Annotated in this window: 25 protein-coding genes; 2 read left to right on the forward strand and 23 right to left on the reverse strand. The window is 50.7% G+C overall.

The window, feature by feature from the left end; genetic code table 11:
• Window positions 1–313: 313 nt before the first annotated feature.
• Complete coding sequence (locus ABID13_RS16970; protein ID WP_007862786.1) at window positions 314–598, reverse strand: DUF6809 family protein; 285 nt, start codon at window positions 596–598, stop codon at window positions 314–316.
• A 313-nt stretch (window positions 599–911) separates the two neighbouring features.
• Window positions 912–2,780 (reverse strand): ATP-dependent zinc metalloprotease FtsH, encoded by a 1,869-nt coding sequence (ftsH, locus tag ABID13_RS16975; RefSeq protein WP_045092076.1) that lies wholly within the window; start codon window positions 2,778–2,780, stop codon window positions 912–914.
• A gap of 211 nt (window positions 2,781–2,991) precedes the next feature.
• On the opposite strand from ftsH, the gene ABID13_RS16980 reads away from it, so the two are divergent.
• A complete protein-coding gene (locus ABID13_RS16980) occupies window positions 2,992–3,492 on the forward strand; it encodes a MarR family transcriptional regulator (protein ID WP_007862790.1) in 501 nt (166 codons plus the stop codon).
• A 109-nt stretch (window positions 3,493–3,601) separates the two neighbouring features.
• Here ABID13_RS16980 and ABID13_RS16985 read toward each other — a convergent pair whose 3' ends face one another.
• From ABID13_RS16985 to ABID13_RS17030, 10 genes are all read right to left on the reverse strand, one after another.
• A complete protein-coding gene (locus ABID13_RS16985; protein ID WP_007862791.1) occupies window positions 3,602–4,351 on the reverse strand; it encodes an amino acid ABC transporter ATP-binding protein in 750 nt (249 codons plus the stop codon).
• Window positions 4,341–5,033, reverse strand: coding sequence for an amino acid ABC transporter permease (locus ABID13_RS16990; RefSeq protein WP_007862792.1), 693 nt, complete (start codon window positions 5,031–5,033; stop codon window positions 4,341–4,343). The genes ABID13_RS16985 and ABID13_RS16990 overlap by 11 nt, the downstream gene beginning before the upstream one ends.
• A 133-nt stretch (window positions 5,034–5,166) precedes the next feature.
• Entirely contained in the window at window positions 5,167–6,021 is an 855-nt protein-coding gene (locus ABID13_RS16995) for a basic amino acid ABC transporter substrate-binding protein (protein WP_048929424.1), read from the reverse strand.
• Window positions 6,022–6,147: 126 nt separating this feature from the next.
• Window positions 6,148–6,999 (reverse strand): bifunctional 5,10-methylenetetrahydrofolate dehydrogenase/5,10-methenyltetrahydrofolate cyclohydrolase, encoded by an 852-nt coding sequence (locus tag ABID13_RS17000; protein ID WP_045092074.1) that lies wholly within the window; start codon window positions 6,997–6,999, stop codon window positions 6,148–6,150.
• Window positions 7,000–7,059: 60 nt separating this feature from the next.
• On the reverse strand, window positions 7,060–7,686 hold the full coding sequence (locus ABID13_RS17005) for a cyclodeaminase/cyclohydrolase family protein (protein ID WP_007862795.1): 627 nt from the start codon (window positions 7,684–7,686) through the stop codon (window positions 7,060–7,062).
• Window positions 7,687–7,758: 72 nt separating this feature from the next.
• Window positions 7,759–8,385: a pentapeptide repeat-containing protein gene (locus ABID13_RS17010; protein WP_242953478.1), complete on the reverse strand. Its 627-nt coding sequence runs from the start codon at window positions 8,383–8,385 to the stop codon at window positions 7,759–7,761.
• Window positions 8,378–8,842 carry a pyridoxamine 5'-phosphate oxidase family protein gene (locus ABID13_RS17015; RefSeq protein ID WP_040416444.1) on the reverse strand — a complete coding sequence of 155 codons (465 nt, stop codon included), beginning with the start codon at window positions 8,840–8,842 and terminating at the stop codon, window positions 8,378–8,380. Before ABID13_RS17015 ends, ABID13_RS17010 begins: the two co-directional genes overlap by 8 nt.
• An 8-nt stretch (window positions 8,843–8,850) precedes the next feature.
• The gene (locus tag ABID13_RS17020; protein WP_007862799.1) at window positions 8,851–9,009 is read right to left on the reverse strand and encodes a hypothetical protein; all 159 of its coding nucleotides are present in this window, start codon (window positions 9,007–9,009) and stop codon (window positions 8,851–8,853) included.
• Between the two features lie 46 nt (window positions 9,010–9,055).
• Window positions 9,056–11,989 (reverse strand): AAA family ATPase, encoded by a 2,934-nt coding sequence (locus ABID13_RS17025; RefSeq protein ID WP_048929425.1) that lies wholly within the window; start codon window positions 11,987–11,989, stop codon window positions 9,056–9,058.
• Window positions 11,986–13,128: an exonuclease SbcCD subunit D gene (locus tag ABID13_RS17030; protein ID WP_048929609.1), complete on the reverse strand. Its 1,143-nt coding sequence runs from the start codon at window positions 13,126–13,128 to the stop codon at window positions 11,986–11,988. Before ABID13_RS17030 ends, ABID13_RS17025 begins: the two co-directional genes overlap by 4 nt.
• Window positions 13,129–13,281: 153 nt before the next feature.
• Between ABID13_RS17030 and ABID13_RS17035 the strand changes: the two genes are divergently transcribed.
• Entirely contained in the window at window positions 13,282–13,518 is a 237-nt protein-coding gene (locus tag ABID13_RS17035) for a hypothetical protein (RefSeq protein ID WP_007862807.1), read from the forward strand.
• Window positions 13,519–13,551: 33 nt separating this feature from the next.
• Here the strand turns inward: ABID13_RS17035 and ABID13_RS17040 are convergent, their stop codons facing one another.
• The 11 genes from ABID13_RS17040 to ABID13_RS17090 all read right to left on the reverse strand — a co-directional run bounded on the left by ABID13_RS17040 (window position 13,552) and on the right by ABID13_RS17090 (window position 25,970).
• The gene (locus tag ABID13_RS17040) at window positions 13,552–13,809 is read right to left on the reverse strand and encodes an HPr family phosphocarrier protein (RefSeq protein ID WP_007862809.1); all 258 of its coding nucleotides are present in this window, start codon (window positions 13,807–13,809) and stop codon (window positions 13,552–13,554) included.
• Window positions 13,796–15,730, reverse strand: a complete 1,935-nt coding sequence (locus tag ABID13_RS17045) for a BglG family transcription antiterminator (RefSeq protein WP_007862810.1) — start codon at window positions 15,728–15,730, stop codon at window positions 13,796–13,798. Before ABID13_RS17045 ends, ABID13_RS17040 begins: the two co-directional genes overlap by 14 nt.
• 16 nt (window positions 15,731–15,746) lie before the next feature.
• Complete coding sequence (locus ABID13_RS17050; protein ID WP_007862812.1) at window positions 15,747–16,619, reverse strand: DMT family transporter; 873 nt, start codon at window positions 16,617–16,619, stop codon at window positions 15,747–15,749.
• 73 nt (window positions 16,620–16,692) lie between these two features.
• Window positions 16,693–18,129, reverse strand: coding sequence for a glycoside hydrolase family 1 protein (locus ABID13_RS17055; protein WP_048929426.1), 1,437 nt, complete (start codon window positions 18,127–18,129; stop codon window positions 16,693–16,695).
• 3 nt (window positions 18,130–18,132) lie between these two features.
• Entirely contained in the window at window positions 18,133–18,510 is a 378-nt protein-coding gene (locus ABID13_RS17060; protein WP_007862815.1) for a PTS lactose/cellobiose transporter subunit IIA, read from the reverse strand.
• 15 nt (window positions 18,511–18,525) lie between these two features.
• The gene (locus tag ABID13_RS17065) at window positions 18,526–19,755 is read right to left on the reverse strand and encodes a PTS sugar transporter subunit IIC (protein WP_007862817.1); all 1,230 of its coding nucleotides are present in this window, start codon (window positions 19,753–19,755) and stop codon (window positions 18,526–18,528) included.
• Window positions 19,756–19,769: 14 nt separating this feature from the next.
• Entirely contained in the window at window positions 19,770–20,075 is a 306-nt protein-coding gene (locus ABID13_RS17070) for a PTS sugar transporter subunit IIB (RefSeq protein WP_007862819.1), read from the reverse strand.
• A 375-nt stretch (window positions 20,076–20,450) separates the two neighbouring features.
• Window positions 20,451–21,689 carry an MFS transporter gene (locus tag ABID13_RS17075; RefSeq protein ID WP_082173810.1) on the reverse strand — a complete coding sequence of 413 codons (1,239 nt, stop codon included), beginning with the start codon at window positions 21,687–21,689 and terminating at the stop codon, window positions 20,451–20,453.
• A gap of 1 nt (window position 21,690) precedes the next feature.
• Window positions 21,691–22,548 carry a PRD domain-containing protein gene (locus ABID13_RS17080; protein ID WP_007862821.1) on the reverse strand — a complete coding sequence of 286 codons (858 nt, stop codon included), beginning with the start codon at window positions 22,546–22,548 and terminating at the stop codon, window positions 21,691–21,693.
• 22 nt (window positions 22,549–22,570) lie between these two features.
• Window positions 22,571–23,986 carry a glycoside hydrolase family 1 protein gene (locus tag ABID13_RS17085; protein ID WP_048929427.1) on the reverse strand — a complete coding sequence of 472 codons (1,416 nt, stop codon included), beginning with the start codon at window positions 23,984–23,986 and terminating at the stop codon, window positions 22,571–22,573.
• Between the two features lie 19 nt (window positions 23,987–24,005).
• Entirely contained in the window at window positions 24,006–25,970 is a 1,965-nt protein-coding gene (locus ABID13_RS17090) for a beta-glucoside-specific PTS transporter subunit IIABC (RefSeq protein WP_045092068.1), read from the reverse strand.
• Window positions 25,971–26,004 lie beyond the last annotated feature (34 nt).

The following is a 26,004-nucleotide window of genomic DNA, read 5'->3' on the forward strand; positions in this document are numbered from 1 at the left end:
CCTTTATTTGGTTCAAATCTCCCACAAACAGAAAACATATCTGACGGAAAACAATGATCAAACACGCTCCGGGACCGAAAATACGTCAGGTTCTGACAGTGCCGCAATACTATACAAAGCCGTACCATCTTCTTCCTGACGCTCCATCGCTGTCCTACCCTGTTAAAAGTAACACAAATACGTAGTTAAGTATATCACTTTTTCCATCATTGTCAATATTAACCAGTAATTTCAACCTATTTTTACACAATAAAGTACATCCACTTTGATTTATCAGCAATCCCCACTCATATTCTTAAGCTACACTTATATTTCAGGCTTGGTCCCGCCCGTTTTCGCAAAATACCTCGCACATAATTCCGGCTCCCAAACGGAACCCATGGCTGAATGTATGGGATTTCTCCATGAAAGTCAGCTCCAGGTAATGCTCCATCAGAGTGTCAAACTCAGCCCTCATATCCTCATCCAGCCGTTCCGTGAAACGTTCCATCTCCTTCAATGATTCCCTGCACATTTCATCATATTCCTCACAGCCCTGTATCACACTGTCCGCGGGGTGCAGCTCTCCTGCATAAAGCATGTCCAAAATTTTACCCATTCCTTATTCCTGCCTTTCATCTGTCAGTATACGGCAGGGCCTGGCCCATCCTGTACTTGATCCCGTCTCTCTGCTGCCTCTCTCCTCATCCAAAATCCATCTTATCCATCATCTATTCCTACCCTCAATGGACAAAGGTAAATATATCCCCTGCCTGCTGAGGGTACCATCTGCTTATCTCAAGGCACAGATACGGAGCACATTCCAAACGCCCCCACCCTGTCTATGATTTAAGAATAACACAGCCCCGGGGCAAATGCAAATTTAAATTGCATCTGTCCCGGGGCTGCAATACAAGAATCCGTATTCAGGATCACGCTTCCTGCACCCTGTTAAAGATCTCCATAAATTCCTCGCCGGTAATAGTCTCCTTCTCCAGCAGATGGGCAGCTATCTCATGGAGCCTGGTTTCATTGTTCCGAAGGATATCCAAAGCCTTGGCATGCTGTTCTTTCACGATCTTAACAACCTGTTCATCTATGAGCCTGGCAGTCTCCGGCGCACAGGCCAGGGAGGTGTCACCGCCCAGATACTGGTTGTTTACAGTCTCCATGGCAACCATATCAAATTCATCCGTCATGCCGTACCGGGTGACCATGGAGCGGGCAATCCTTGTGGCCTGTTCAATATCATTGGATGCGCCTGTGGTGATGGAATGGAAAATGAGTTCTTCAGCCGCCCGTCCCCCTGTAAAGGTGGCGATCTTGTTCAGCGCCTCCTCCTTGCTCATGAGATACCGCTCTCCCTGTTCCACCTGCATGGTATATCCCAATGCACCGGATGTCCTTGGTATGATGGTGATCTTCTGCACCGGTGCGGAGTGTGTCTGGCAGGCCGCCACCAGGGCATGGCCAACCTCATGGTATGCCACGATCTTGCGCTCCTCCTGGGAGATCACGGCGTTCTTTTTCTGGTATCCCGCAATGACGGTCTCAACGCTTTCCTCCAGGTCCGCCTGCACCACGGCTCCCCTGCCCATTCTCACCGCTCTCAGGGCTGCCTCGTTAATGATATTGGCCAGCTCCGCTCCGCTGGCTCCTGCCGTTGCCCTGGCAATGGCATTGTAATCCACATCATCAGACATCTTCACATTTTGTCCGTGTACCTTTAAGATGGCTTCCCTCCCTTTCAGGTCAGGCAGTTCCACGGGCACTCTCCGGTCAAACCGGCCCGGACGCAGAAGGGCCTTGTCCAGGGATTCCGGACGGTTGGTGGCAGCCAGGATCACAACCCCCTTCTTGCCGTCAAATCCGTCCATCTCGGTCAGAAGCTGGTTCAGGGTCTGCTCCCTCTCATCATTTCCGCCCATCCCGCCGCCGTCACGTTTCTTTCCAATGGTATCGATCTCATCAATGAATACAATACAGGGCGCCTTGTCATTGGCCTGCTTAAACAGGTCCCTGACCTTGGCCGCGCCCATGCCCACAAACATTTCCACAAATTCAGAACCTGATATGGAGAAAAAGGGCACATGGGCTTCACCTGCAACAGCCCTTGCCAGCAGCGTCTTACCTGTTCCGGGAGGTCCCACCAGAAGGGCGCCCTTGGGAAGGTTTGCGCCAATGTCCGCATACTTCTGGGGATTGTGCAGGAAATCCACGATCTCCTTCAGCGCATCCTTGGCCTCCTCCTCGCCCGCCACATCTGCAAATGTGATCCCTGTTTCATTTTCAGCATAAATCTTTGCATTGGACTTTCCAAAAGTCATGGCATTGTTGCCGCCCATGCGCTTGCTCATCATGCGTCCCATGATCTGTCCGATGATCACAAACATCAGGATGGGCGCCACCCATGACATCAGGAAACTCAGCAGCGGGGAAGCCTTTGTGGGAATCTCCCTTGTATAGTTTTCCACCTTTCCTTCCGACTTAGCTGTGTCCAGACGCTGGGCCAGATTATCACCCGGCACAGGGCCTGTCTTGTAAGTCACATTCCACTGCTGGTCCTTGGTGGAAAACTGGACCTGTGTCTCATCGCTGCTCATGTACACGTCTTTCACATTACCAGAATCCAGCTGTGTGATAAATTCACTGTAGGGAACCTCAATTGAGCGCTCCATCATGGGAAATACCAAGGCATTTAACACCATGACGATCAATATGACTAAAAAATAATAGTAGATAAACGGCTTTTTATTACCTGGGCCGCCGGCTGTTCTCTTGCCGTCTTCACTTGTACCCATATATGTTCTCCTTTTCTCTTCTCATACTCTGTGATGCGTCTTCCTACGCATCCCCGTATTTTTTGTTTCCGTTCACATGTAAGATAATACGAAATGCAAATTTTGTCAATGATTTATAGTAAATTTTTATTTACTTTTAATATTTATTGACATTTCTCCCGTTATGTGATAAAACGTGAAAAGAGGACTCACAGAGGAGGTAGTTACATTAATGACTGATCATACACCTGATTCCAGAACTGTGGGGGAACATTTCCTGGAATTTATCATCTCATTTTTTAACCTGGCAAAGGGCAGGTACCAGCAGCAGAACCAGATCAAGGCCAACTCCGTGGCCTTTCATGCCCTGGTGGTATTAAACCAGCCGGGCCGTCCGGCTCCCACCATGTCGGAGCTGGCCTCGGAACTGGAGATCACCAAACAGCAGCTGACCAAACTGGTCAATGACCTGGAGGAAAAGCAGCTGGTGGAAAGACAGCATGACCACAGGAACCGGCGCCAGGTCTATCTGACCATCACTCCCACCGGCGTCAGGATCGTGCAGCAGTTAAAGGAAGCCATGCTCAGCTGCACCATGGCCGGGCTTTCCGGCTTTACCAGGGAGGAGCTGTCTGAGATGGATGACTGCCTGGTAAGGCTTTCCGCCCTTTTAGACAAGTTCGACCCCCAGAAGCCCCAGGATATGGACTGCGGGGATTTCCCTCAGATATAGGATTTGCGAAATCTGACACAATATACAAAAAGGCCGCTGCCCTTGACCGGAAACATTTCTGCTTCCGGCCAAGGGCAGCGGCCCTGCTATATATGAAGTACCTGTTATGTTACAGCACCTTGCTGAGGAATGATTTCAGTCTCTCATTCTTAGGATTGCCGAAAAACTCTTCCGGCGCAGCTTCCTCCATGAAATACCCTTCATCCATAAACATTACGCGGTTGGCCACCTCCCTGGCAAATCCCATCTCGTGGGTAACCACCACCATGGTCATCTTTTCCTTGGCCAGATCACGCATAACGCTTAATACCTCGCCTACCATTTCCGGATCCAGGGCGGACGTGGGCTCGTCAAACAGCATCACATCCGGTTTCATGCACAATGCCCTGACAATGGCAATACGCTGCTTCTGACCGCCGGACAGCTGGCTTGGATACGCATGAGCCCTGTCGGCCAGGCCCACACGCTCCAAAAGCGTCATGGCCTCCGCCTCGGCCTCCTGGGCGCTTTTTCCCTGGAGCTTCATGGGAGCAATGGTCAGGTTCTTCATGATATCCATATGGGGGAACAGGTTAAATTGCTGAAACACCATGCCCATCTTCTGGCGGTGCTTGTCAATGTCTGTCTTGGGATCCGTTATATCGGTCCCCTCAAAATAGATCTGGCCCTGTGTGGGTTCCTCCAGAAGGTTCAGACATCTCAGGAACGTACTTTTGCCCGAACCGGAAGGGCCTACCACAAACACCACATCACCTTTGTATATATTTACATTGATTCCCTTTAATACATGGATGTCGCCAAAGCTTTTACCCAGATTCTGTACCTGGATCAATGGCTCTCTGTTCAAATTACCGCTCATTCTGCCTTAACCTCCCTTCCAGGATCTGGATCAGTTTTGTAAATATCATGACAATGACCAGATACACAAGGGCTACCGCGATCAAAGGCATGAAAGCGCTGTATGTCCTGCTTCGGATAATATCGCCGCCCTTTGTCAGATCCTGGATGGCAATATAACCGGATACGGAGGTTTCCTTTAACAGGGAAATGAACTCGTTGCACAGGGTCGGGAGCACGGTCTTAAATGCCTGGGGCATGATGATGTACCACATGGTCTGTACATAGTTAAAGCCCAGACTGCGTCCTGCCTCCATCTGTCCCGCGTCAATGGACATGATACCGCTTCGGAATATCTCAGCCACATAAGCGCCTGAGTTGATGCCAAATGCCATAATGGCCACCAGCACCTTGTCGATCCTGGCACTGCCAAACACCACAAAGTAGATGATCAGCAGCTGTACCACCACGGGCGTGCCGCGGATTACGGTCAGATACACTTTGCAGATGGCATTTAACAGTTTCAGTTTGTGGGTCTTTTCATAGGTGGAGCGGATCATGCCCACAATGAAGCCCAGCACAATGCCCATAAGACAGGCAAACAGTGTGATAATCAATGTTGTCTTCAAACCGTCCGTGAGATATTTCCACCGGTTCTCAGAAACAAAGTTCAGGTAAAATGCATCTGTAAACGTATTCCACATGCTAATCGTCCTCTGCTCTTTCTTCTATAATAAATCGTAAAAACTGCCGCAGACTGCCGAAGACAGTACTGCGGCAGTCCGATACCGGCCAATCATGCCACTGCCGGCACCCTCATGTCGTTATATCGGTCAATTATTCTGCCTTGATATACTTAGCAACGATCTCATCCAGAGTACCGTTTTCCTTCAGGGTCTTTAATGCGCCGTTGATCTTGTCTAACAGCTCTGTATTGCCCTTCTTTACAGCAATCGCATATTCCTCATCTGTAAAGGACTCCTCAAGGATCTTTAAGCCTTCGGTCTGTGCAACAAACGTCTTGGCAGGCTCGCCATCGATCACAACCGCATCGATTTTGCCCTGGCTTAATGCCTGAACAGCCTCAAAGCCCTTGTTGTAACGCTCTACCGTGGTGCCGTCTGCTTCCAGGTCAGATACATAGATGTCGCCGGTGGTTCCAAGCTGAACGCCTACAATCTTGCCTGCCAGGTCATCCGGGGAAGCAATCTCGCTGTCCTCTTTTACAATTACCTTCTGGGATGCCTTTGCATAGGTATCGGAGAAGTCTACGGACTGCTTGCGGTCCTCTGTAACAGTCATGCCTGCCAGGCCCATATCAGCCTTACCGGAAGTGATCTCAGGAATAATGGAATCAAATGCAATATCTTCAATCTCCAGTTCCATGCCCAGTTCGCCTGCAATTGCCTTTGCGATCTCCGCATCAATACCAACGATCTCGCCGCCGTCATGGTACTCATATGGCGGGAACTCTGCATTAGTAGCCATAACCAGAACACCGCCGGCTGCCTCTGTCTCAGCTGCCTCAGCTGATGTCTCTGCGTTTTCAGCTGCCGTTGTATCTGCTGTATCTGCTGCCGTTGTGTCTGCTGCTGTAGTTGCTGCAGTGGTTTCTTTTGCACCGCCGCCGCATGCGGTCAGGGAAGCTGCCATAAGTGCTGCCATGGTCAGAGCTATCATTTTCTTCTTCATAATTACTCTCCTCTTTTCTTTTATGCATGAAAATGCATAACTATAAAAATATTTAACATTTTATATTATAATGCATTTTTTAAGTTTAGCAAGAGGAAAATGCGGGAATTAGCAAAGAATTTCCTTTCAGCCTTCCAGGCCGGCTCTGCGAAGAGCTGCACAGAGCAGATGCTTGGCCAGCACCGCGGTAGTCACCGCACCCACGCCGCCAGGTACGGGTGTAGCCATGGAAGCCGTCTCTGAAATGGAATCAAAATCCACATCCCCACACAGCTTACCGTTCTCATCCACATTGATCCCCACATCGATCACAACCGCGTCACGGCCCACATACCGGCTGTCCAGCATTTTGGCACGGCCTGCGGCGGCTACAAGGATCTCTCCGTCACGGCAGGTTGCTTCCAGTTCCCTTGTCCTGGTGTGGCAAATGGTAACGGTTGCATTTTCTTTCAGCATCAGCATGGACAAGGGGCGGCCAACCACCATACTGCGGCCCACGATCGTCACACGCTTTCCTGTAATAGGGATATTGTTTGCTTTCAGCACCTCAATAACCGCCTCCGCGGTACAGGGGGCAAATCCCGTGCTGTCTCCTGCAAACACCTTTGCGATGTTGGACGGGGAGATGCCGTCCAGGTCTTTTGAAGGATCGATCATCTTCTCAATGTCGGCTTCCACAATCTGTTTTGGCAGGGGGCGCAGCAGCAGGATCCCTGTCACATCCTCATCACGGTTGATCTTATGAAATTCCTGTTTAAACTCCTGGTCCGACACATCTTCCGGGAACACATAGGACTGTACCCTGAGTCCGAAGCTCTCCATCTTTTTTGTGGCGCCCCGCTCATATGACATGTCGTCCGGCCGCTCTCCCACCCTGACAATTGCAAGTTTCGGCACATGCTCTCCCAGCCGGGAAAGCATCTGTGCGGCCTGCTCCTTAATCTTGGCAGAAACCTCTGCCCCCTTTAGTATCTCCATTGTTGTCTCCTTCCTGTTGCCAACTGTTCACTCCAAAACGTGTCTGCATTTTACCGTTTCTCACTTCAGCTGTTCCAAAACCCCGGCATAGATCCGGTCCGCCCTGGCTGTTCCCTCTTCGATCAACCGCTCTGCCCTGGCATTCAGGTCCTCTGCCTTATCCCTGTTCTTCATGGACTTCGTATTGATATACACATTCATCACGGCTCCCAGGACCGCGGTGCGGATAAACTGCACACCCACTCCCACGTCACTGATTGCCAGCCGGCTTCCCTTTTCCCCCAGGACTTCCAGGATATCCAGCATTTCCACTGCCCGTTCCATGATCTCCAGCGGAACACAGCTTGCGTCCAGCAGGCGTTCTTCCATCACCTTTTCCTTATAAGCCTTTTCCTCCGGCGTGGCGGAAGGAAGGCTGTAGCACTGGGCCAGTGGGGCAAACACCTCTGCATCCCTGTCTGCCAGGGCCACAAACTGGGCCTGCATCTTTTCCATCCTGGATAGAAGCCCCTGTATCTCTTCCTCCACATCCGCATACTTTTTCTTTCCAATGGTCAGGTTTCCCACCATCCGGCCAAGGGCATTGCCCAGGGCCCCTGCCAGGGCCGATGCCCCGCCGCCGCCCGGCACAGGCTGTTTAGAGGACAGTACCTCCAGAAATGCTTCTATTGTCTTTTGTTCTACCATACTGACGACCTCCTGCGTTTTATCAATGTTATTCCGTACTGCTCCATGCACTACTTCCCGGGGCGTGCCGCCCTATACGATTTTGACCCCCATCAGCTTTGCCAGCTCCGCTGCCTGAAAAAGGTTCACCTTGACACCTGAAAGTTCCGTGTACTGGTCTGATACCATTATATTGTCAATGGTGCAGTCTGACAAGTCCATTCCTTTTAAGGGTGTTCTGAAAAAATCCGTCTGAGTCAGATCTGTTTTGGAACACGTTGTTTTCTTGAATTTTACCTCGGACAAAAAGGACTCCCTAAGGCAGCAGCAGGTGATCTCACAGAATTCCCAGTATGCCGTGGAAAAATTGGCATAGCGGAACTGGCATTCCTGAAACGTCACCCACTTGAAGCTGGAATTGGTAAACCGGCTTCCGTCCCCTTTACAGCCCTTTGCCTTTGTGTTTTTCCAATAGCTGTCCCCAAAGGTACAGTTGGAAAAATCGCAATTGTCAAATAAGACATTGCAGAAGGATGCCCCTGTAAAATCACAGTCCGTGAACCGGCATCTTACAAAGGTGACCGTGTCAAATTCCACCCGCTGTCCCTTTGCCTCCTCTGCAACCTCATCCGTGTATTTCTGATTCTCCACAGGGCATTCCTCAAGGGCTGCCTGCACAATGTCATTTAAAAGCATATGTTTCCTTTCATTATTATTCATTCGCCTTGGCGCACAGCTTCTCCACATCCAGGCGTATGACCGCAGTGCGCCGAAGCATTGCGTCAGGATATTCCCAGGTTCCGGTTCCGGACATATGCTTCATGATACAGTCCAGTCCGTGCCGTTTCTCCTCCGGATCCTCCACCACAGCGATCCTTCCCTCCCCCACAATACTCCGGTAGCGGAATGAGAAACCGCAGGCCGCATCCGCCCTCACCAGTTCATGTGCCGTGTCCATCTCAAAACCGGCACATCCGTTTTTGCGGATCAAGTCCATTTTCCTTCCCTCCGCCGCGCCATGAAAGTATAATACATTGCCCGCACTGTCATATCCAAAATTTACAGGCACGATATATGGGCACCTTCCGTCAGCCAGCGCGATCCTGCAGCATTGACACTCCCGTATGATCTTAAGGATGCTGTCCCTGTCCGCTATCTCCCGTTCTTTTCTTCTCATTTCCATCTTTATTCCTCCAAAATTTCCTCAAAGGTATTCTGCATCAGGGAAAGAAAGCTTTCTCCGTGGGACTGCTCGTGAAGGGACCTGCCCCCGTATCGTTCATAATACAGTTCACTGTCCCAGTCAATCCGTATGCCTTTAATAAACCGGTCCGTATGATCCATGTCAAACTGCTCCTTATTCCGGCGCCCTTCAGCACGCATCCGGCCTTCAAACCTGGACCCATGCCTTGCTGCCGCCGCTCTTTTCCTTAACCACCACGATCTGGCGCTCGATCCGTTCCTTTAACTCGGACACATGGGAAATGATCCCCACCAGGCGCCTTCCCTCCGCCAGATCCCCCAGGGCTTTCATGGCAAGGTTCAGGGTATCCTCATCCAGGGATCCAAAACCTTCATCCACAAACATGGTATCCAGACGGATCCCCCCTGCCGCTGACTGGATCTCGTCTGAGAGCCCCAGGGCAAGAGACAGGGATGCCTGGAAGGATTCCCCGCCGGACAAGGTCTTGACGCTCCGCTCCGTGCCATTGTAATGGTCTATTACATTCAGCCCCAGGCCGCTCTTTCCCCGGTTGTCCTCCTCAACACAGCGTTTCAGCTCATATTGGCCGCCGCTCATGACCATGAACCTGGTGTTGGCCCTGGCTATGATCCTCTCAAAATATGCCATCTGGACATAGGTTTCAAAGGTGATCTTTTCTTTGCCTCCCACTTCCCCTGAAGCGGTATCGGACAGGGATTTCACCCAGTTCCATTGCTGCTGTATCTCCTCCATGGCATCCTTCTGCCTCATGATCCGGCTGAATGCCATGCGGTTGGTCTCCAGGCGGTGGTGGACCCGGCTTCGTTTTTGTTCCAATGCCTCCAGCTCTGACTTGGCGGTGTTCTGAGCCTGGGATAACCGGGCCATCCGGTTCTGCAGATCCGTGACCGCATCTCCTGCCGATTCCGCGCCCTCCGGTTGTTTTGTCTCCCCCGGCTGTTTTATATCCTTGCCCGCGTCTGCCTCCCCCGGTTGTTTTATATCTTCCAGCTGTGCCCGCAGGGCCTCTGTCTTGGCCTGGGCATCCATGGCTGTGCGGCTTCGTTCATTGTACTGCATTTCCGCCTCTTTGTATGCCTGCTCCATCTGCGCCAGGACGCCGCGCTTGTGGGCCAGCTCTGCCTGCGCCTGGTCCCTGTCCTCAAATGGGAGAGTTTCCGCCAGTTCCTTCAGCTGGCGGTCCAGGCCCTTTTGGAATTCCTGGGCTTCTATGAGAAGCTTTTGGGCATTCTGCCTTTTCTCCCCGGCATCCTCCATGGATTTTCTGCGTCCTGCCTTACCCTGTTCCAGTTCTTCCTTTCTGCGGACCCGGACTTTGGTGTCAGCCACCCGCCTTCGGCCGGCATCCTCCTGCCGTATTAGCTGTCCTTTCAGCTCACCTAACATTTCCTCCCATGTTCTCAGAAAATGCTGCCCCAGTCCTCCCTGCCGCTCCCCTGACTCCGCCTGTGACAGACGTTCCCTCCACGAATCCTTCCATGAACTCACTTCAAGGTCTATCTGCTGACGCATCCTGGTATAGCGGGTCTGAAGGCCTCCTGCCAATTTCCCTGCTTCCAGGCTCATGGCCGATGCGGTCCTGTTCTTTTCCTCAGACTCTTTTGCAGCCTGGTCCACCCGTTCCTTTGTCACATCTTCCCCCACCCCCGCAAACGGGGCCGGAGACGGATGGGACACGGAACCGCACACCGGGCAGGGGCTTCCATCCGTCAGTTCCCTGGCCAGGATCCCCGCCTGGTTGTCCAGAAATTTCTGGTAAATGCTTCTGTAAGCAGCATCCGCCTTCCGCCGCTCCTCATCTGCCCTTTTGTATCTTTCCTGGGCCTGCTCCAGACACTGTTTTTCCCTGTGATACTCTTTGAGCTCCGTGTCCAGTGTCTCCACGCGAGCCCTGTAATCCGCCAGCTTATCCATGGCAGCCTGGGCGGCCTGATATTCCTCGCCTGCGTGTTTTAATGCCTCCAGCTCCGCCTCATCCTGGGCCAGGCGCCTGCGCCATTGATCTTCCTCCTTACAGGCGGTAAGCACAGCTTCCTCAAGCTTCACAATACGGCTGTTCCATGACCGGATGCTGCCTGTCAGTTCATCATACTGGACATAGGATTTCATGGCCTCCTCCATTTTGGAGATGGATCCGATCAGACTGTCCCGCTCCTTTTGGCGCCCTTTCTCCCTTTCATACAGCTCTCCGGCGGCTTTCAAAAGAGGTGCATTTTCCTCCGCAGTCTTTCTGGCTGAATCTAAATCCAGAAGAATACGGACCGCTGACTGGGCCCTGCCCAGCAAAAGGCCCAGGGTGGCCATTTCCTCCCGCACTTCCTTCATCCGGTCATCCGCACCGGCCTCCTCCCGGCTGTCCGCATCGATCATCTGCTCCAGAATCCCCAGCATCCCCTCCAGGCTTCCCTGCTGCGCCTCCTTCCAGCGGATCGACAGGTCCTCACGTTCTTCATGAGGCATCACTCCGCCGGTATACTGTTCAATGCTTTTCCTGCTGTCCAGATACTGGCCGTACAGGCCTTTTGCCTGCTCCTTCAGCTTTTCCTGGAACTGCTGGTAAGGGCGTGTCCCAAAAATTTCCCGGAATATCAGTCCCCGGTCCTCAGTCTTGCCTGAGAGGAGACGTGAAAAACTGCCCTGGGCCAGCATGGCGATCTGTGAAAACTGCTCCCTGCTAAGGCCCAGAAGCCGCTCCGTCTCCTGGGTCACTGCCTTATCCCCGGTAATGACCCGGCCGTCCGGCATATACAGAACTGCATCCGGCTTTTCCCTTGTCTCGCCCTCGCCCCTCTGCTTTGCACGCATGTATTCGGGATTCCGCCGCACCAAATACTCCAAACCGTTATATAAAAATGCCATTTCCACAAATGTCCGTCCATCCATGGGTGCATATTTGCTTCTCAGCATCCTGGGCCTGCGGCTCTCACCGCTGGCATTTCCATAGAGTGCAAAGGTGATGGCATCAAAGATTGTAGTCTTTCCGGCGCCTGTATCCCCTGTAATAAGATACAGCCCCCGGTCCCCAAGGGCCTCCATATCCAGTTGTATCTCTCCCGCATATGGCCCGAATGCGGATATGGTCAGTTTTGTCGGTCTCAATTTATGTCCTCCCAGATCCCTTCCATCAGCTTCCTGGAATATTCTTCCTGTTTTCCGCTCATGGGCTGGTTATTCTGAAGCTCATAAAGCTCCCCAAACAGTTCCATGGGAGACTTGTGTATCTCCCCCGCAGTGTCCACGGTCTGCCCGGCCCTGGTACGCCGGTTGTCGTAATCCAGTTTCATTACATTGGGATAAATGGACCGCAGCTTTCCAATGGCATCCAGTATATCCTCCTCATCCGTCAATGTAATGTGCAGGTAATCATCCGTGGCGGTCCCTGCATAGAATCCCCGGTCCGTAACCTGGCTGTAGCTGCCTTTGATCTCCCTCATGTCGTGAAGTGGATGAAGGGGCCTGACGGAAACGGAAACATTCCCCTTTTCAAACAGTTCCACCACGGTCACTGATTTCTTATGTCCTGCCTCTGAAAAAGAATACTTAAGAGGCGTACCGCAATAGCGCATGGTCTCCCGCCCGATCTTCTGGGGGCCGTGTATGTGCCCCAGGGCCACATAGTCAAAATCCCGGAACAGGTCTGCACTGACCTGTTCCAGTCCTCCTATGGACAGTTCCTCAGAATCACAGGCCGAAGCACCCATCACAAACTGGTGAGCCATCAGTATGTTCCGTTCGTCTGCAGAAAAGCCTTCTCCGGTTATGTTTTCCAGCACACACCTTACCGCATGGTCAAAGGTCTCTGCCTCCCGGCCGGGATAGCACCGCCTCACAACCGCAGGCTTTACAAAGGGAAGCATGTACACGGATACGCTTCCATATTGGTCATTCATCCGCACCGGCTCCACATGCCCGTCAAACACAGGCGACATGTACACGCCCCGTCCGGCCATAAGCTGCGCCCCGAAGGCCAGACGCTCGGGACTGTCGTGGTTTCCGCTGATCACAAACACAGGCATATTCCGGTCCGCCAGACTGGTAAGAAATGCGTCAAAAACCTGCACTGCCTCGGCAGGCGGCACCGGTTTATCATACACATCCCCGGCAATCAGCACGCCATCCGGCTTTTCCTGGTCTATTATGGACAGGATTTCCTTTAATATATATTTTTGATCCTCCAGCATAGGGAATTCATTGACCCGCTTTCCAATGTGCAGGTCTGAGAGGTGGATAAACTTCATTTGGATCATTTCCTTTCCGGATTCATTTCTTCCGTTGCCATTCACAGGTGCCCTGGGAACAGCTACTTCTTCCATCATCATATCATAAAATCCTGGATTCCGGGTAGAAATTTCCTCACCCCTGTGTTACACTTGTGGCGAGGTGAATATAAGATGAATCCAATGCTATTATTACAGCTGAAACCAGCCTGGGAACAATTTAAGACCAATCATCCCAAGCTTATGAACTTTGTAAAAGCCGCTTCCAAAGACGGCTTTATGGACGAAGGTACCCTGATCGAGATCAGCATTACCAACAGTTCAGGCAAGACCATTGCCTCCAATGTGCGCGTGAAACAGGAGGATCTCACATTTCTCACCACGTTCAAAAGCGTGCTGGAGGACGAGTAAAGGCGGGGATATCCCCGCCTTACAATTCAGATGCTATAAATACTCCCCGCAAAATACGGCTATCTGCCCCAATATCTCCTCCTCATCGCTGCCATCCACCAAAAATTCCAGTTCATCTCCCTGATTGGCATACAGGTTCATGACGGAAAACACTTCCTTTCCGTTTGCCCTGCGTTCTTTGTTCCTGACCTCTACGGTACTCTCCGCATCACGGCATATCTTTGCCAGATATACGGCGATCCTGGCGTGGAGCCCGTCCCTGCTTATGATCAAATGTTTATATGTTTCCATAAAACCTTCTTTCCAGTATCGCCTCAATAAACTCCTCATACGTGTTGCTCTGCAGGACCTTATCCAGGTTCTGATACTCCAGCAGAAGGACGATCAGATTGTCGAATATTTCATGGAACAGCTCCCGGTCCTCCCTGTTAATGGCAAACAAAAGCACCACATTTACCATATGCTCGGCCCACGCAATAGGTTTATCGCTGAGCAGGATATACATCCCAGTCCTGTTGGCATCCATTTTCAGGGAATGGGGAACCGCCAGCCTTCCAAATGCAGTGGAGGAATGGGCCTCCCGATCCTCCACCTCGTGGATGAACTCCCCATCCACATATCCCTGTTCCTCCAATGCCCTGATCATGTAGGCCAGGGCCTGCTTCTGATTCCCGATTTCTCCGTTTTTGCAGAACAACTCAGGGGAGGTGATCTGCATAAGCATTTTTCTCAGGCGCTCCAGCTTCTTCGCCTGTTTAACCTCGGAAATTTTCCTGCGTATGGATGACAAGTCCCGCTCAGGTAAAAATGGATTGACCTGAACCACATGGTCCCACTGCGCCGGGTCCACTGCAATGGTAGAGATGATCATATCCTCGCGTTTTGCCATGGACAGTTCAGACGGCTTTGTCACCACTGTCTTGATCACCAGATCCTCCGAGAAGCTGCCTGCAATCTTCTCCATCATAATATCCGCCATATCGTAATACTGGGGAGACAAAAGGATACACCCCAGCTTGTCCTTCTGGTTTTCATAGGTTTCCAGGTTTCCGCCAATGTGAAGGGCAATATAGGCGATCTCATCCTCGTCCACCTTATATCCGGTCAGCTGGCTGAGGCAATTGGCCACACCCACCGCACATTCAAATATAAGAGGACAGGAATTTTTAATATGCTCTGTCAAAGGATTCTTAGTCGTATATTGATTTTCCATCCTACGAAGCAGGTTGTGGATATGTATGGTGAACTTGACGACAAACTCATCATTTTCCGTATCAATAAAATAATTTTCATTCAGGTACACTAGGACCCGGTCCACTATGTCCAGGCATTCCGGTTCAATAAATTCCCTGATATTCTCATGGTTCAGCATATCATAATCCACCTTCATCAGATGGCTGATGAGCAGAGAGGTAAGCTCCTCGATCTCCTGCTCCGTAAACCGGATGGAAAACGCCTGCTCAATCCGGTCTGCAATCTGTTCCGAAAGCTCCATCTCCCGTATGCCGTACCGGCGCCGTTCAGCCATATGGGTACGGAAAGTGCAGTTTTTTCTGATGCGGTCCATGCTGATTACCACATCCAGTATCAGATTGACCATGGCGTAATCATTGATAAAATAATGGTATTTTTTACACTCTGTCAGGATGATGTCTCTAAGCTCTTCCAGATCATAATCGGGAAATGCGTTCTGAACCACATCCAGGCTCAATATATTTTTATTGAATTCCTCATACAAAATGGAACTTAAAAGCCTTCGCTTATCCAGTTCCCGTCCTTCCATGGATACCTTCTGAGTCACCACATTGGCATATAGTCCATATTCCTTGAGCTTTTTCCTCACTTTGACCATGTCTTTTTTCAGGGTCTCGTAGCTTACAAATATCTTTTCGCTGATATCATAGAGGTCAATGCCCTGCCCCCCTTCACTGTCCCTGGTGAGAAGTTCTGTAATGATATAGTTAACCCGTTCTCCGGGAGTCTCGGGCACACTTCTTACCTGATGGGCCAGCAGTGCCTTTCCCCTCTCCCTCTGTATCATATATCCTTTCCTGGATCCTTCGATCAGATTATTCTCAAAATAATTGATTTCTCCTATATAGTTCTTTACACTGCGCTCCGATATATGAAGCTGAAGGGAAAGCTGCTTTGCAGTCTGCCATTCCTCCTGATTCACAAGGATCTTAATAAGCGCCAGATGTTTCTCCCTCATGTTTCTTTACCCCCGACTATCTGTTCAGCACCACAATTGCTCCCAGTATACAGATAACCCCTGATGCCCCGTAGAAATCCATGGATTCCCCCAGCACAGCCACTCCAAGAAAGGAGGCAACCGCCGGTTCTATGGATGCAATCACGGAAACTCTTCCGGCCTCCATATACTTAAGGGCCGTGTTGTAGGACAGGTATGAAAAAATATTACACACACAGGCTGATACCACAAGTACCACTCCCAGCTGCGGGTACTGACTTATACTATATACCATATGTTTCATATCTGCAAGAAAACATCCCGCTGCTGCGGCAGTTAAAAAGGCATAAAACAGGACTGTCAGAGGATGATACCGTTTCAGCAGCACCCCTGCCACAATACTGTACATGGCATATCCCAGTGCGGCACCCATGCCCCACAAAAAGGCGTCTGCCGGAAATGTCACCTTTCCCGACATGATCCCGGACACAAACGCACAGCCGGTAATTGCAAGTAAGACAGCCACCAGCTTTCTCGAGGAAAGTTTTTCTTTTAATACAGGCACTGCTATCAGGGTTACAAAAACCGGTGATGTATATAACAGTACTGCTGCTGCCGACATGGATGATCTCTCTATGGCAATTCCATAACTCACATTAAAAAACAGCAAACACAGGATTCCCGCCACCCCCAACCATATAAGGTCCCCCGCCCTAACCCTGAACAGGTTCCTGCCCCTGATCAAAAAACAGATTCCCAGGATCGCCGCTGCGATCACCATCCTGGATACGGTCAGTTCCAGAGAACGGATACCATAGCCTGAAACCACATTTACAAACAGGCCGATGGTGCCCCACATACAACCCGCCGCTGCCGCATACATAGCGGCTTTCTTTCTATTTCCACTCATGAAACTCCCTCTGAATTTCTCCCGAAGATGCGCGCTGAGGCACCGTCTCCTGTTGAGATGGTGCCTTCTGGCACTATAATTCTTCTCCGTTGCTCTCAATCACCTTCTGGTACCAGTAAAAGCTGTCCTTCCTGTAGCGTTGTCCGCTTCCATTTCCCTCATCATCCTGATCCACATAGATGAGACCATATCGTTTTTTCATCTCCGCCGATGAACAGCTTACAATATCCATAGGCGTCCACATCATATACCCTTTTAACGGTACACCGTCCGCAATCGCTTCCTTCATCTGGATCACATGCTGTCTCAAATAATCAATCCTATACGGATCGTGGACCGCACCATCCTTCTCCAGCCTGTCCACTGCACCGTAACCATTTTCCGTTATGTAAATGGGGACTCCCGGATATCTGTCGCTGTAATGGTTCAGGTTGACCCTGAGACCAATGGGGTCGATCTCCCAGCCCCACTCTGTTTTTTCCAGATAGGGATTGGTGCTCTTGTCCATGGGGGCATAGGTGTTTTTCAATGAATCATTGATCTTTGTATAATAATAGCTGGTGGACAGGAAATCCATGGGATTTTCCCTCAGCAGCCTTTCGTCCTCCGGGTCAATATGAATATTTATATGGTTTTCCTCAAAAAAGCGGAAGGCATAGGCCGGATAAGATCCCCTGAGCTGTACATCAGGAAAAAAATACTGCATCTGGTTCTTTCTCATATTAAAGAGCATATCTTCCGGTCTGCATGTGGCAGGGTAAGCCAGCTTATCGCTGAGCATGGTGCCCACCCGGATTTGACCCTTATATTTTCCGGCCAGTTCCTTTGCCCTTGCACAGGCCAGGAACTGGTGATGGACTCCCTGGTATTCTGCTTCCATAAAGTTTTTGGCCCGGTTTCCCAATATCCCCAGGGAATTAAATGTGGTCAGATTGATCTGGTTAAACACGATCCAGTATTTTATCTGGCCGTGATACCGCTCAAACAGGGTATTACAGTATGCTGCAAAAAAGTCCACCAGGCTACGGTTCAGCCATCCCCCGTACTTTTTTACCAGATGCACGGGCATCTCATAATGGGAAATGGTCATAAACGGCTCCATTCCATGGGAACGTATGGAGGTGATCAGCCTGTCATAATACCTCAGCCCTGCCTCATTGGGTTCCTCCTCATCTCCCTTGGGATAGATACGGCTCCAGTCAAAGGAGGTACGGAATGCTTTAAATCCCATCTCCTCCATCAGACCCAGATCCTCCTCGAACCTGTGATAAAAATCCACGCCGTGCTGCTTGGGATAATAGAGGCCCGGTTCGATCACAAGGAAATTTTCATCATTGCGTATGGTACTGTCCTCCTTGCGGTCATCCCTGTTCTTTATATTCCTGTAGGGATGGAAATCTGCAATGGACATGCCCTTTTGATCCTCCCTGAACCCTCCGTCCGCCTGGCTGGCGGCAATGGCGCCGCCCCACAGAAATCCTTGCGGAAACTTATGCTGCATTTTCACCATACCTTACACCTCTGCTTTTTCTTCCAGTTTAGATATCCTGTCATCCAGTTTTCTGTACATAGAGATTATTTTTTTTGCCAGGTTCATCTCCGTACAAATGGTCATCACTGTGTCCTGGGCATGGGTAAACAAAAGGGAATATTCGTATTTTTTCCCGCCTGCCTCAGACTGCACCACCTCGGTCTGGAAAATATGGGCCTGGCGCAGTTCTTCCCTGGCCTCCTTAAGCTTATCCTCCGCCTGATCATAAAGCCCCTCCGCCGCATGGTCCAGGGCCTCCATAATCAGGTTTCTGGCATCCCCTGCATGAATCACGATCTGCATGGCAATGGATGCCATTTTCTCTCTCTCTTCTTCATAGCTGCTCATTGTTTCGCACATAATTCGCTCCTCTTATTAATCGTTTTCTTCCATCTCCAGCTTTAACTGTTGTCTGTCATAAATTTTAAAGAAGGGGAAGAAGATGGCAGTTGCAGCAGCCAGGTTGATGGCAGTAAGCACCAGTCCGGAAAGGCTGTGGTTCACAAGCCAGGAACTGATGAATACCGGGCAGTACCACATATTAAACACTTCCACAGGGATTGCCACAAGCCCTGTTGCCTGGGCAAGGTAAGTGATAATAGGAAGTACGATTGCCGTGATCCACATAGGGATCATCAGCAATGGATTCCAGGCCACACAGCCAAATACCACCGGCTCATTGATATTGAGAATACTCGGCACAATAGAAGCCTTGCCCAATGCCTTTAACTGCCTGGAGGCTGCAAAAAGCAGCATAATGGACAGGGGAAGGGTTGCCCCGCGCCCGCCTAGGCTGAGCCATGCGTATACCGCCTCGTTGGTAAAGGGCTGTGAAGCGCTCATACCGGCTGCCAGTGCATCTGCATTGGCAGTGATGGCCACCAGTGCGATCGGGTTGATGATCGGCTGGAACACCCAGCCGCTGATACCCATGGAATACAGGATGGTAGGGATCAGATACAGCAGAATCATACCGGGAAGAGACTGGGCAATGTTGTTTAACGGTGCAAAGAAGTTCACAATAAACGCATACAGATCAAAATGCATCTGGATCACCACCAGCCAACCGATCAGCACAACGGAGGCAATGGGAAGCATGGAGTCAAACCACTCCTTCACAAAATCCGGTATCACGGAATCCTGTTTAAAAAAGGTGAATTTTCCATACAGGTTCATGATAAACGCGGTAAACAGTCCGGCTACGATCGCCACAAACATGCCGCCTGCACCAAATGCTGAAAACTGGTACACATAACCGGCATCTGTAATCTCCGGATTCACGAGGATCATGAACAGGGCCACGCCGGTAAATCCGGCAATCAGTTTCATCTTGTGGTTCTTCTTAAGTTCCAGCACATAATAGGGGATCAGAAATACCATAAAAATAGATATGAGCCCAAATGTATAGTCCCTTAGACTGGTCAGCACAGGAAGTGCCGGAATAAAATTCTTAATAACATTGTATATGGTGATAAGGGAACCCACAAGTACCATGGGAAGTGTTTTGATAATGGCCTTCTGCATGGCAGAGAGCCAGGCGTTACCTGTTAATTCTTCCATTTTCGGGGCAACCACATCACCCATCCAGTTCATAAACCGTTCCATACCTTAACCTCCCTCTAGTCCATTAGTTCCAATGCCTGCTTTAATACGGACTCTCCGTCCAGGGTCGCGTAATATTTCCGTTCAATGATCATTGCCTTCACACCCAGATCCCTTACCTCTTCCTCAATCTCGGCAAATTTATGCTTTAGATGCGGGCCGATGAGCAAAACTCCCACCCCATCAATGTTTTCCATAATCTCCGTATCGCTGACAGCCCGGATACTGATATCCAGCCCTTGTTTCTGTGCCGCCTTTCTCATTTTCTGGGCTATGAACCCGCTGGAAGCCCCTGCTCCGCAGGCAAGTAAAATGTTCTTCATGTATTTCTCCTCTCTGATGTCTCTGTCCCATCAGCTGTTATTTGATATCCTAAGTATAACGGAAGATCCCGCCCGGCACAAATCTTCGATTTCACGGAAAGGATGCAAAAAAATACCCGCTTCCACACAAAAAAAGCACCGGAGCAGCAATGGCGGCGCCGGCATATCCGCGGCATGGCCATTGTTCTCCCGTGCTCTTTTAGTTCAGTTTTATCAATGTGAAACATCACCATCTTCTGAGTGCAGCTGTGTATCTTCCGTTGTCTTAAAATAAAGAGCCCTGACCCAATTGTCAAGACTCTCCATCCAACCTTAATAATTCCTTCACTGAAGTGTAAAAATGCCCTTTCTTACCGGAAATTTCATATTCCGCATTTAACTTTTATGTATAATTTCCAAGAATTTCCCATTTTCTACCATGTAATACAGGGCAGCTGCCCCGCTTCCGGCCACTGCAATGACAGCTAGAACCAGATATCCCTGCCCCATCCCGGCACCTGCAGCTATCTTTCCGGTAACTATGGGAAATGTGGTCATTCCCACCGCATACACGGCCTGAAAGAATCCCATAGCCGTAGACCTCTGCTCCCCGGGCACCCCCTGCATTGCCTCCGAGGTGGCATAGGAAAACAGGATTCCCGTGGCCATGCCAGGCAGCACCTGAAGTGCCAGAAGAAAGGGAATGCTCCCGGCCGCCGGCACCATAAGGCAATAAAAGGCCACTGCCAGCAATACGGCCGGGATCCAGAACCTGGGCCCTTTTTTTGTACAGAAATCAGATGAGGCCATGGCTGCAAACACTACTGCCGATAGCATATACAAAATGGATGAAACTCCTACGATCCCATTGGATGCGCCGATGTTCTTAAGGATCTGGTTGGTAAAGGACATGGTGGTGGTCAGCTGGATCCCCTGCTGGATCAGGGCGATCATGGAAAACATGATGATACGTTTTCCCCTGCACACCTTAAGGAGCTGCGCAGGTGAAAGATTTCCCCTCCCGGGCCTAAGCTCTCCTCCCGGTTCCTTTAAAAACAAGGCCAGCACAAATGCCAGCGTTCCCGCACCCACGCTGAGCGCGCAGATCTTCCCCATGCCGATCCTGGAATAGCACAGCGTGCTGGCCACAAATCCCAGAAGCATCCCCAGGTTATTAAAGAGCACGATCCTGCTGGTAGCCTTTTGCTGGTCCTGGGGATATTTCCCGGTGTAAAATACCATAAAAGAGATCCACATGGCGGAAGCCAGCCCTGACAGCAGGTTGGCTGCCAGAAATCCCCTCTCATTACACAGGCATACCCGAAACAGGGATGCGCTGCCTGAGGCCAGTGCTCCGGCCATGATAAAGGGCTTATGCCGCCCCAGCCGGTCTGCGCACACCCCAACCGGAAGGCGCAGGATGAGCTGGGAAATGCCGTAGGCCCCCACCACGGTACCCACCACGCTGCTGGCAGCGCCGATTCCCGTCAGGTATGTGGTCTGATATGGTATGTATACGTACTGGGCAAACCAGAACAGTGCCACGATTGCCAGAAAAATGACCTCCTGCTGACGTGCACCGCGGGCATCCGCCGTGGTCTGCCCTGTCTTCCCCTCCATCATTCTTTGTTCCATGTCACACCTGGCCTTTCTGCTGAATGGTATCCATCACCCGGTGGATGTGAAGGGTCAGGTAAAGTTCTTCCTGATCCGTAATGGAGACCTTAAACCGTTCCCGTACATAGACCCCTATCTTTTCCACACACTCCCGTTCCCTTGCGCAGGTTTCCATGATCTGCCGGTACAGGAATGTGTTCCTCTCATCCGGCATCATCTCGCCCTTCATCAGCCTTTGTGCAAAGAGACGCAGATGGGTCACACAGCGGGTGTATGAGGTGTCTTCCTTATCATATACAATATGGAAACTGTATTTGATAATACTCAGGATATCCTCCACCACGCTGTTGATCACCTGGTTCTGGCTGTTATAGGGATTGTCCTGCTGGGCATTGATAAAATGCAGGGCAATATTGCCCGCCTCGTCATCGGGAAGACGGACTCCCAGCTTTTCCTCCACCAGATCAAGCGCAAAATTTCCCACTTCAAATTCATGGGGATTAAACTTCCTCATCTCCAGGGTGTAGAAATTCTGGAAAATGATCCCATCCTTCACCCTCTGCACCGCATAGGAAAGGTGGTCTGTCAGGGACAGGTAGAGATGGTCCATCAGTTCCATCCCGAACCGCTCCCTTCCATGATCGATCACTGTTTTTGCCAGTTCAAAAAACACCCCGTCCGTGTCAGCTGCCAGGCGGATAATATTTCTGGAAATATTCCGGTCCTTCAGTACAAATACTTTTTCCACTTCCTCTTTCTTCAGCGTACTCCCCGTTGCCTTGTGAAAGCCGATGCCCTTACCCATCAGAATGGCCTCCTGTCCCTCCTCATCCAGAGCCAGGACCAGTGAATTATTCAACACTTTAACAACCCGCACCTTAACATCCCCATCCTTCTGTTTACAGCTCTTCGCCGTTTGTCCGTATCACGTTCTGGTACCAGTAAAAACTGTCCTTTTTGATCCGGGCCAGATCCTTAAGATCCATATCCTCCCGGTTTACATACACAAACCCGTATCTCTTTTTAAAGCCCTGGTGCGAACTTAAAAGATCCATAAAGGACCATGGCGAATATCCCATCAGGTCCACTCCATCCTGGATCGCCAGGGAGCACGCCTTAAGATGTCCTTTTATATAATCGATCCTGTATGGATCATGGACCTGATTGTCCGCAGTGAGTTCGTCTCCCATACCCAGCCCATTTTCCGTTATGATCAGGGGCACATGGTATCTGCTGTAGTAATCATTCAGAACAATGCGCAATCCCATGGGATCGATCTGTGCGCCGTACTCGCTGGCTGCCAGGTTCTCATTCTTCTCATCCCTGCAATAGCCGTACTGGTCAAAATCCACCTCGTTCCCGCGGTATACCCTCATGCCCACAGGGTGGGATCCGTCTGCAGGAAGGTAGCTGGCACACAGGGTCCTGTAGTAATTCAGGGCAATGTAGTCCATCCTTCCATGCTTCAGGATCTCCTCATCCCCTTCCATCATGACCGGGACGATCCCCCGCTCGTTCAGATACCTCATGTAATATCCGGGATACCTTCCATAATAATGCATATCCAGGCAGTAGACCGTCTTCATGCAGTCATTCATCCTGGCGGCCCACACATCCTCCGGCTTATTGGTCAGGGGATACGTACAGGTGGAGGACACTGCAGGTCCCACCTTTCCGTCCTTTACCAGCTCGTGGCAGGCCTTAGATGCCAGGGCATGGGCCAGGAACATGTGGTAATCCATCTGGGCACGGATCCGGTCAGCCTTGAGCGGATCCGCTTCATTGATATTCATGCGCTCGTCCACGCGGATCATCAGGTTCTGCTCATTGATGACCTGCCAGTATTTTACCCGGTCCCCATACTGCCCAAAGCAGATCTTTGCATACCGCTCAAAGGCGTACACACACCGCCGGTCCTCCCATCCATTGTACTTTTCCACCAGGGCATAGGGAAGATCAAAATGATAGAGGGTCACAAAGGGCTGGATTCCATGTTCCAGAAGGCAGTTGATCACATCATTGTAAAAAGCAATGCCCTGTTGGTTCACCTCACCGTCCCCGTCCGGGATGATGCGCGCCCAGGAAAGGGAGAACCGGTAAATCTTCATGCCAAGTTCCTTCATCAGTGCAATATCTTCCTTCCAGTGATTGTAAAAATCACTGGCCACCTTACTGTCAGCCTGCTTGTGGGAACGCTTAAAGGAATTATGATCCGCCACTGTCATTCCCTTTCCGCCTTCATCCCATCCTCCCTCGATCTGAAACGCCGAGGAGGAGGCTCCCCACAAAAAGTCCTTTGGAAATCTGTCTGCCATATATGTTCTCCTTTTCCTGTTATCTGATGATTCGGACCACCGGTGTATCACAATCCGCGTGTTCCCGCTCCAATCCTTTTACCTCTGCAAAGTTGGCTGTATTCCCCACTATAACAGGTACAACCGTATCATATCCTGCTTCTTTTATTTTATCAATATCAAAGGAAACTATTTTTGTCCCTTTTTTGATATGGGCGCCTTCCTCCACATGCTTTTGGAAATATCTTCCTTCCAGCTTCACGGTATCCATACCCACATGAATCAGCAGTTCCACCCCGTTGTCCATTGTCAGTCCCATGGCGTGAAGGGTGGGATAGATCAATGTCACCGTACAGTCAGCCGGCGCTGTCACTTCCCCTTTTTCCGGTATCACTGCAATCCCTTTGCCCAGGGCTTCGGACGAAAACACCTCATCCTTTACCGATGTCATGGGAACCGCCTTTCCCTGGATAGGGGAGCCCAGGAGGATCTCATTCTCCCCGGCGTTTTCGCAAACTGCCCTGCTCTCGTCTCCTGCCCTGTTCTCGTCTCCTGCCCTGTTCTTATCTCCTGCCCTGTTCACGGCAGCAGCCCCATCCCCTTTGTCGGGGATATCGTCAAATCCCACAAAATAGGTGAGCACCGCCGCCCCAAAGAATGACACTGCGATTCCGACCAGGTAGAAAATAAACGGGGTCATCCCAAATGCCGCATAGGTAAAGATCGTCAGCACGCCATTGTTAGCAAAGGCATCTCCGTACACGCCTCCCAGCCCCATGATGCCGCCTCCCAAGGCGCCGCAGATAATAGCGCAGATCATGGGCTTTTTCAGACGCAGGTTGCATCCGTAAATGGCCGGCTCCGTGATCCCTACCAGCACAGCTGAGATGGTTGCTGAGGCAGCCACTCCCTTTAACTCCCTGTTCCTTGATTTAAGCATAACGCCAAGGGCTGCGCCGCCCTGTGAAAAGTTGGCGGCTCCCGCAAATGCCAGCAGGTTTTGTTTTCCGCTCACAGCCACATCATTAAGACCCACGGGCAGCAGCGCCCTGTGTGCCCCGAAAATGACGAACACGCCCCAGAGACCGCCCACCACAGCGCCTCCCAAAACAGCATTAAACTGCATCAGGGCATAGTATACGGTCTGGATTCCGTTGCCCACCCATATGCCGACCGGGCCTAACAGGCACAGTGTCAAGGGCACCATAAGGATCATGGAAATTCCCGGCACAAGAATGATCTGAAGGATCTGGGGAATGATCTTCTCCAGGGCCCGTTCCAGGTACATAAGTACAAACACTGCCAGCAGGATGGGAATCACGGACTCGGTGTAGCTGAACACCCTGGTGGATTCCCCAATGGTCCATGCACCTTTGATCACAGGGATCCCGAATATCCTGGTCACAGCGGACACATCCTGGATAATAGCATCCAATTGCGGATAACACAGAAAACCTCCAATGGTCATGGCAATGATCTCATTACACTTTAACGCCTTTGCAGCCGTGTATCCCAGGAATACAGGCATAAAATAGAAAATAATCTGGCTGGCTGCAAACAGCAGGATGTAGGTGTCATTGGACGCAATATCCACTCCCCGGCCGGCCGCCACCAGTTTTGCGGCTGTCAAAAGTCCTTTGATCAGACCGGAGGCGGCAATGGCCGGAATCAGGGGTGTGAACATCTTGGAAATAACCTGGAGCACATGATTTAACACATTTCCCTTTTCTGCCTGCCCGCCTTCACCGCCGCCGGATTCCAGATCCACCATGGGAAGCATTGCATCATACACCTTGGTAACCTTGGAGCCCAGCACCACCTGGAACTGTCCGCCGGATATGACCACCTGGATCACTCCCTCCAGATGTTCAACCACCTCTTTGTCCGCCTTGGACATGTCCTTTAACACAAAACGCAGACGGGTAAAGCAGTGGCTCAGGTCACTTACATTTTCTTTTCCGCCCACATGCTTTAATATGTCTTTTGCTACTCTGTTGATATCCATAACATTCTCCTCTTTGATTATTCCAATTGGTTGC

This window comes from Enterocloster citroniae (assembly GCF_040545455.1).
In the GTDB taxonomy this organism is placed as follows: domain Bacteria; phylum Bacillota; class Clostridia; order Lachnospirales; family Lachnospiraceae; genus Enterocloster; species Enterocloster citroniae.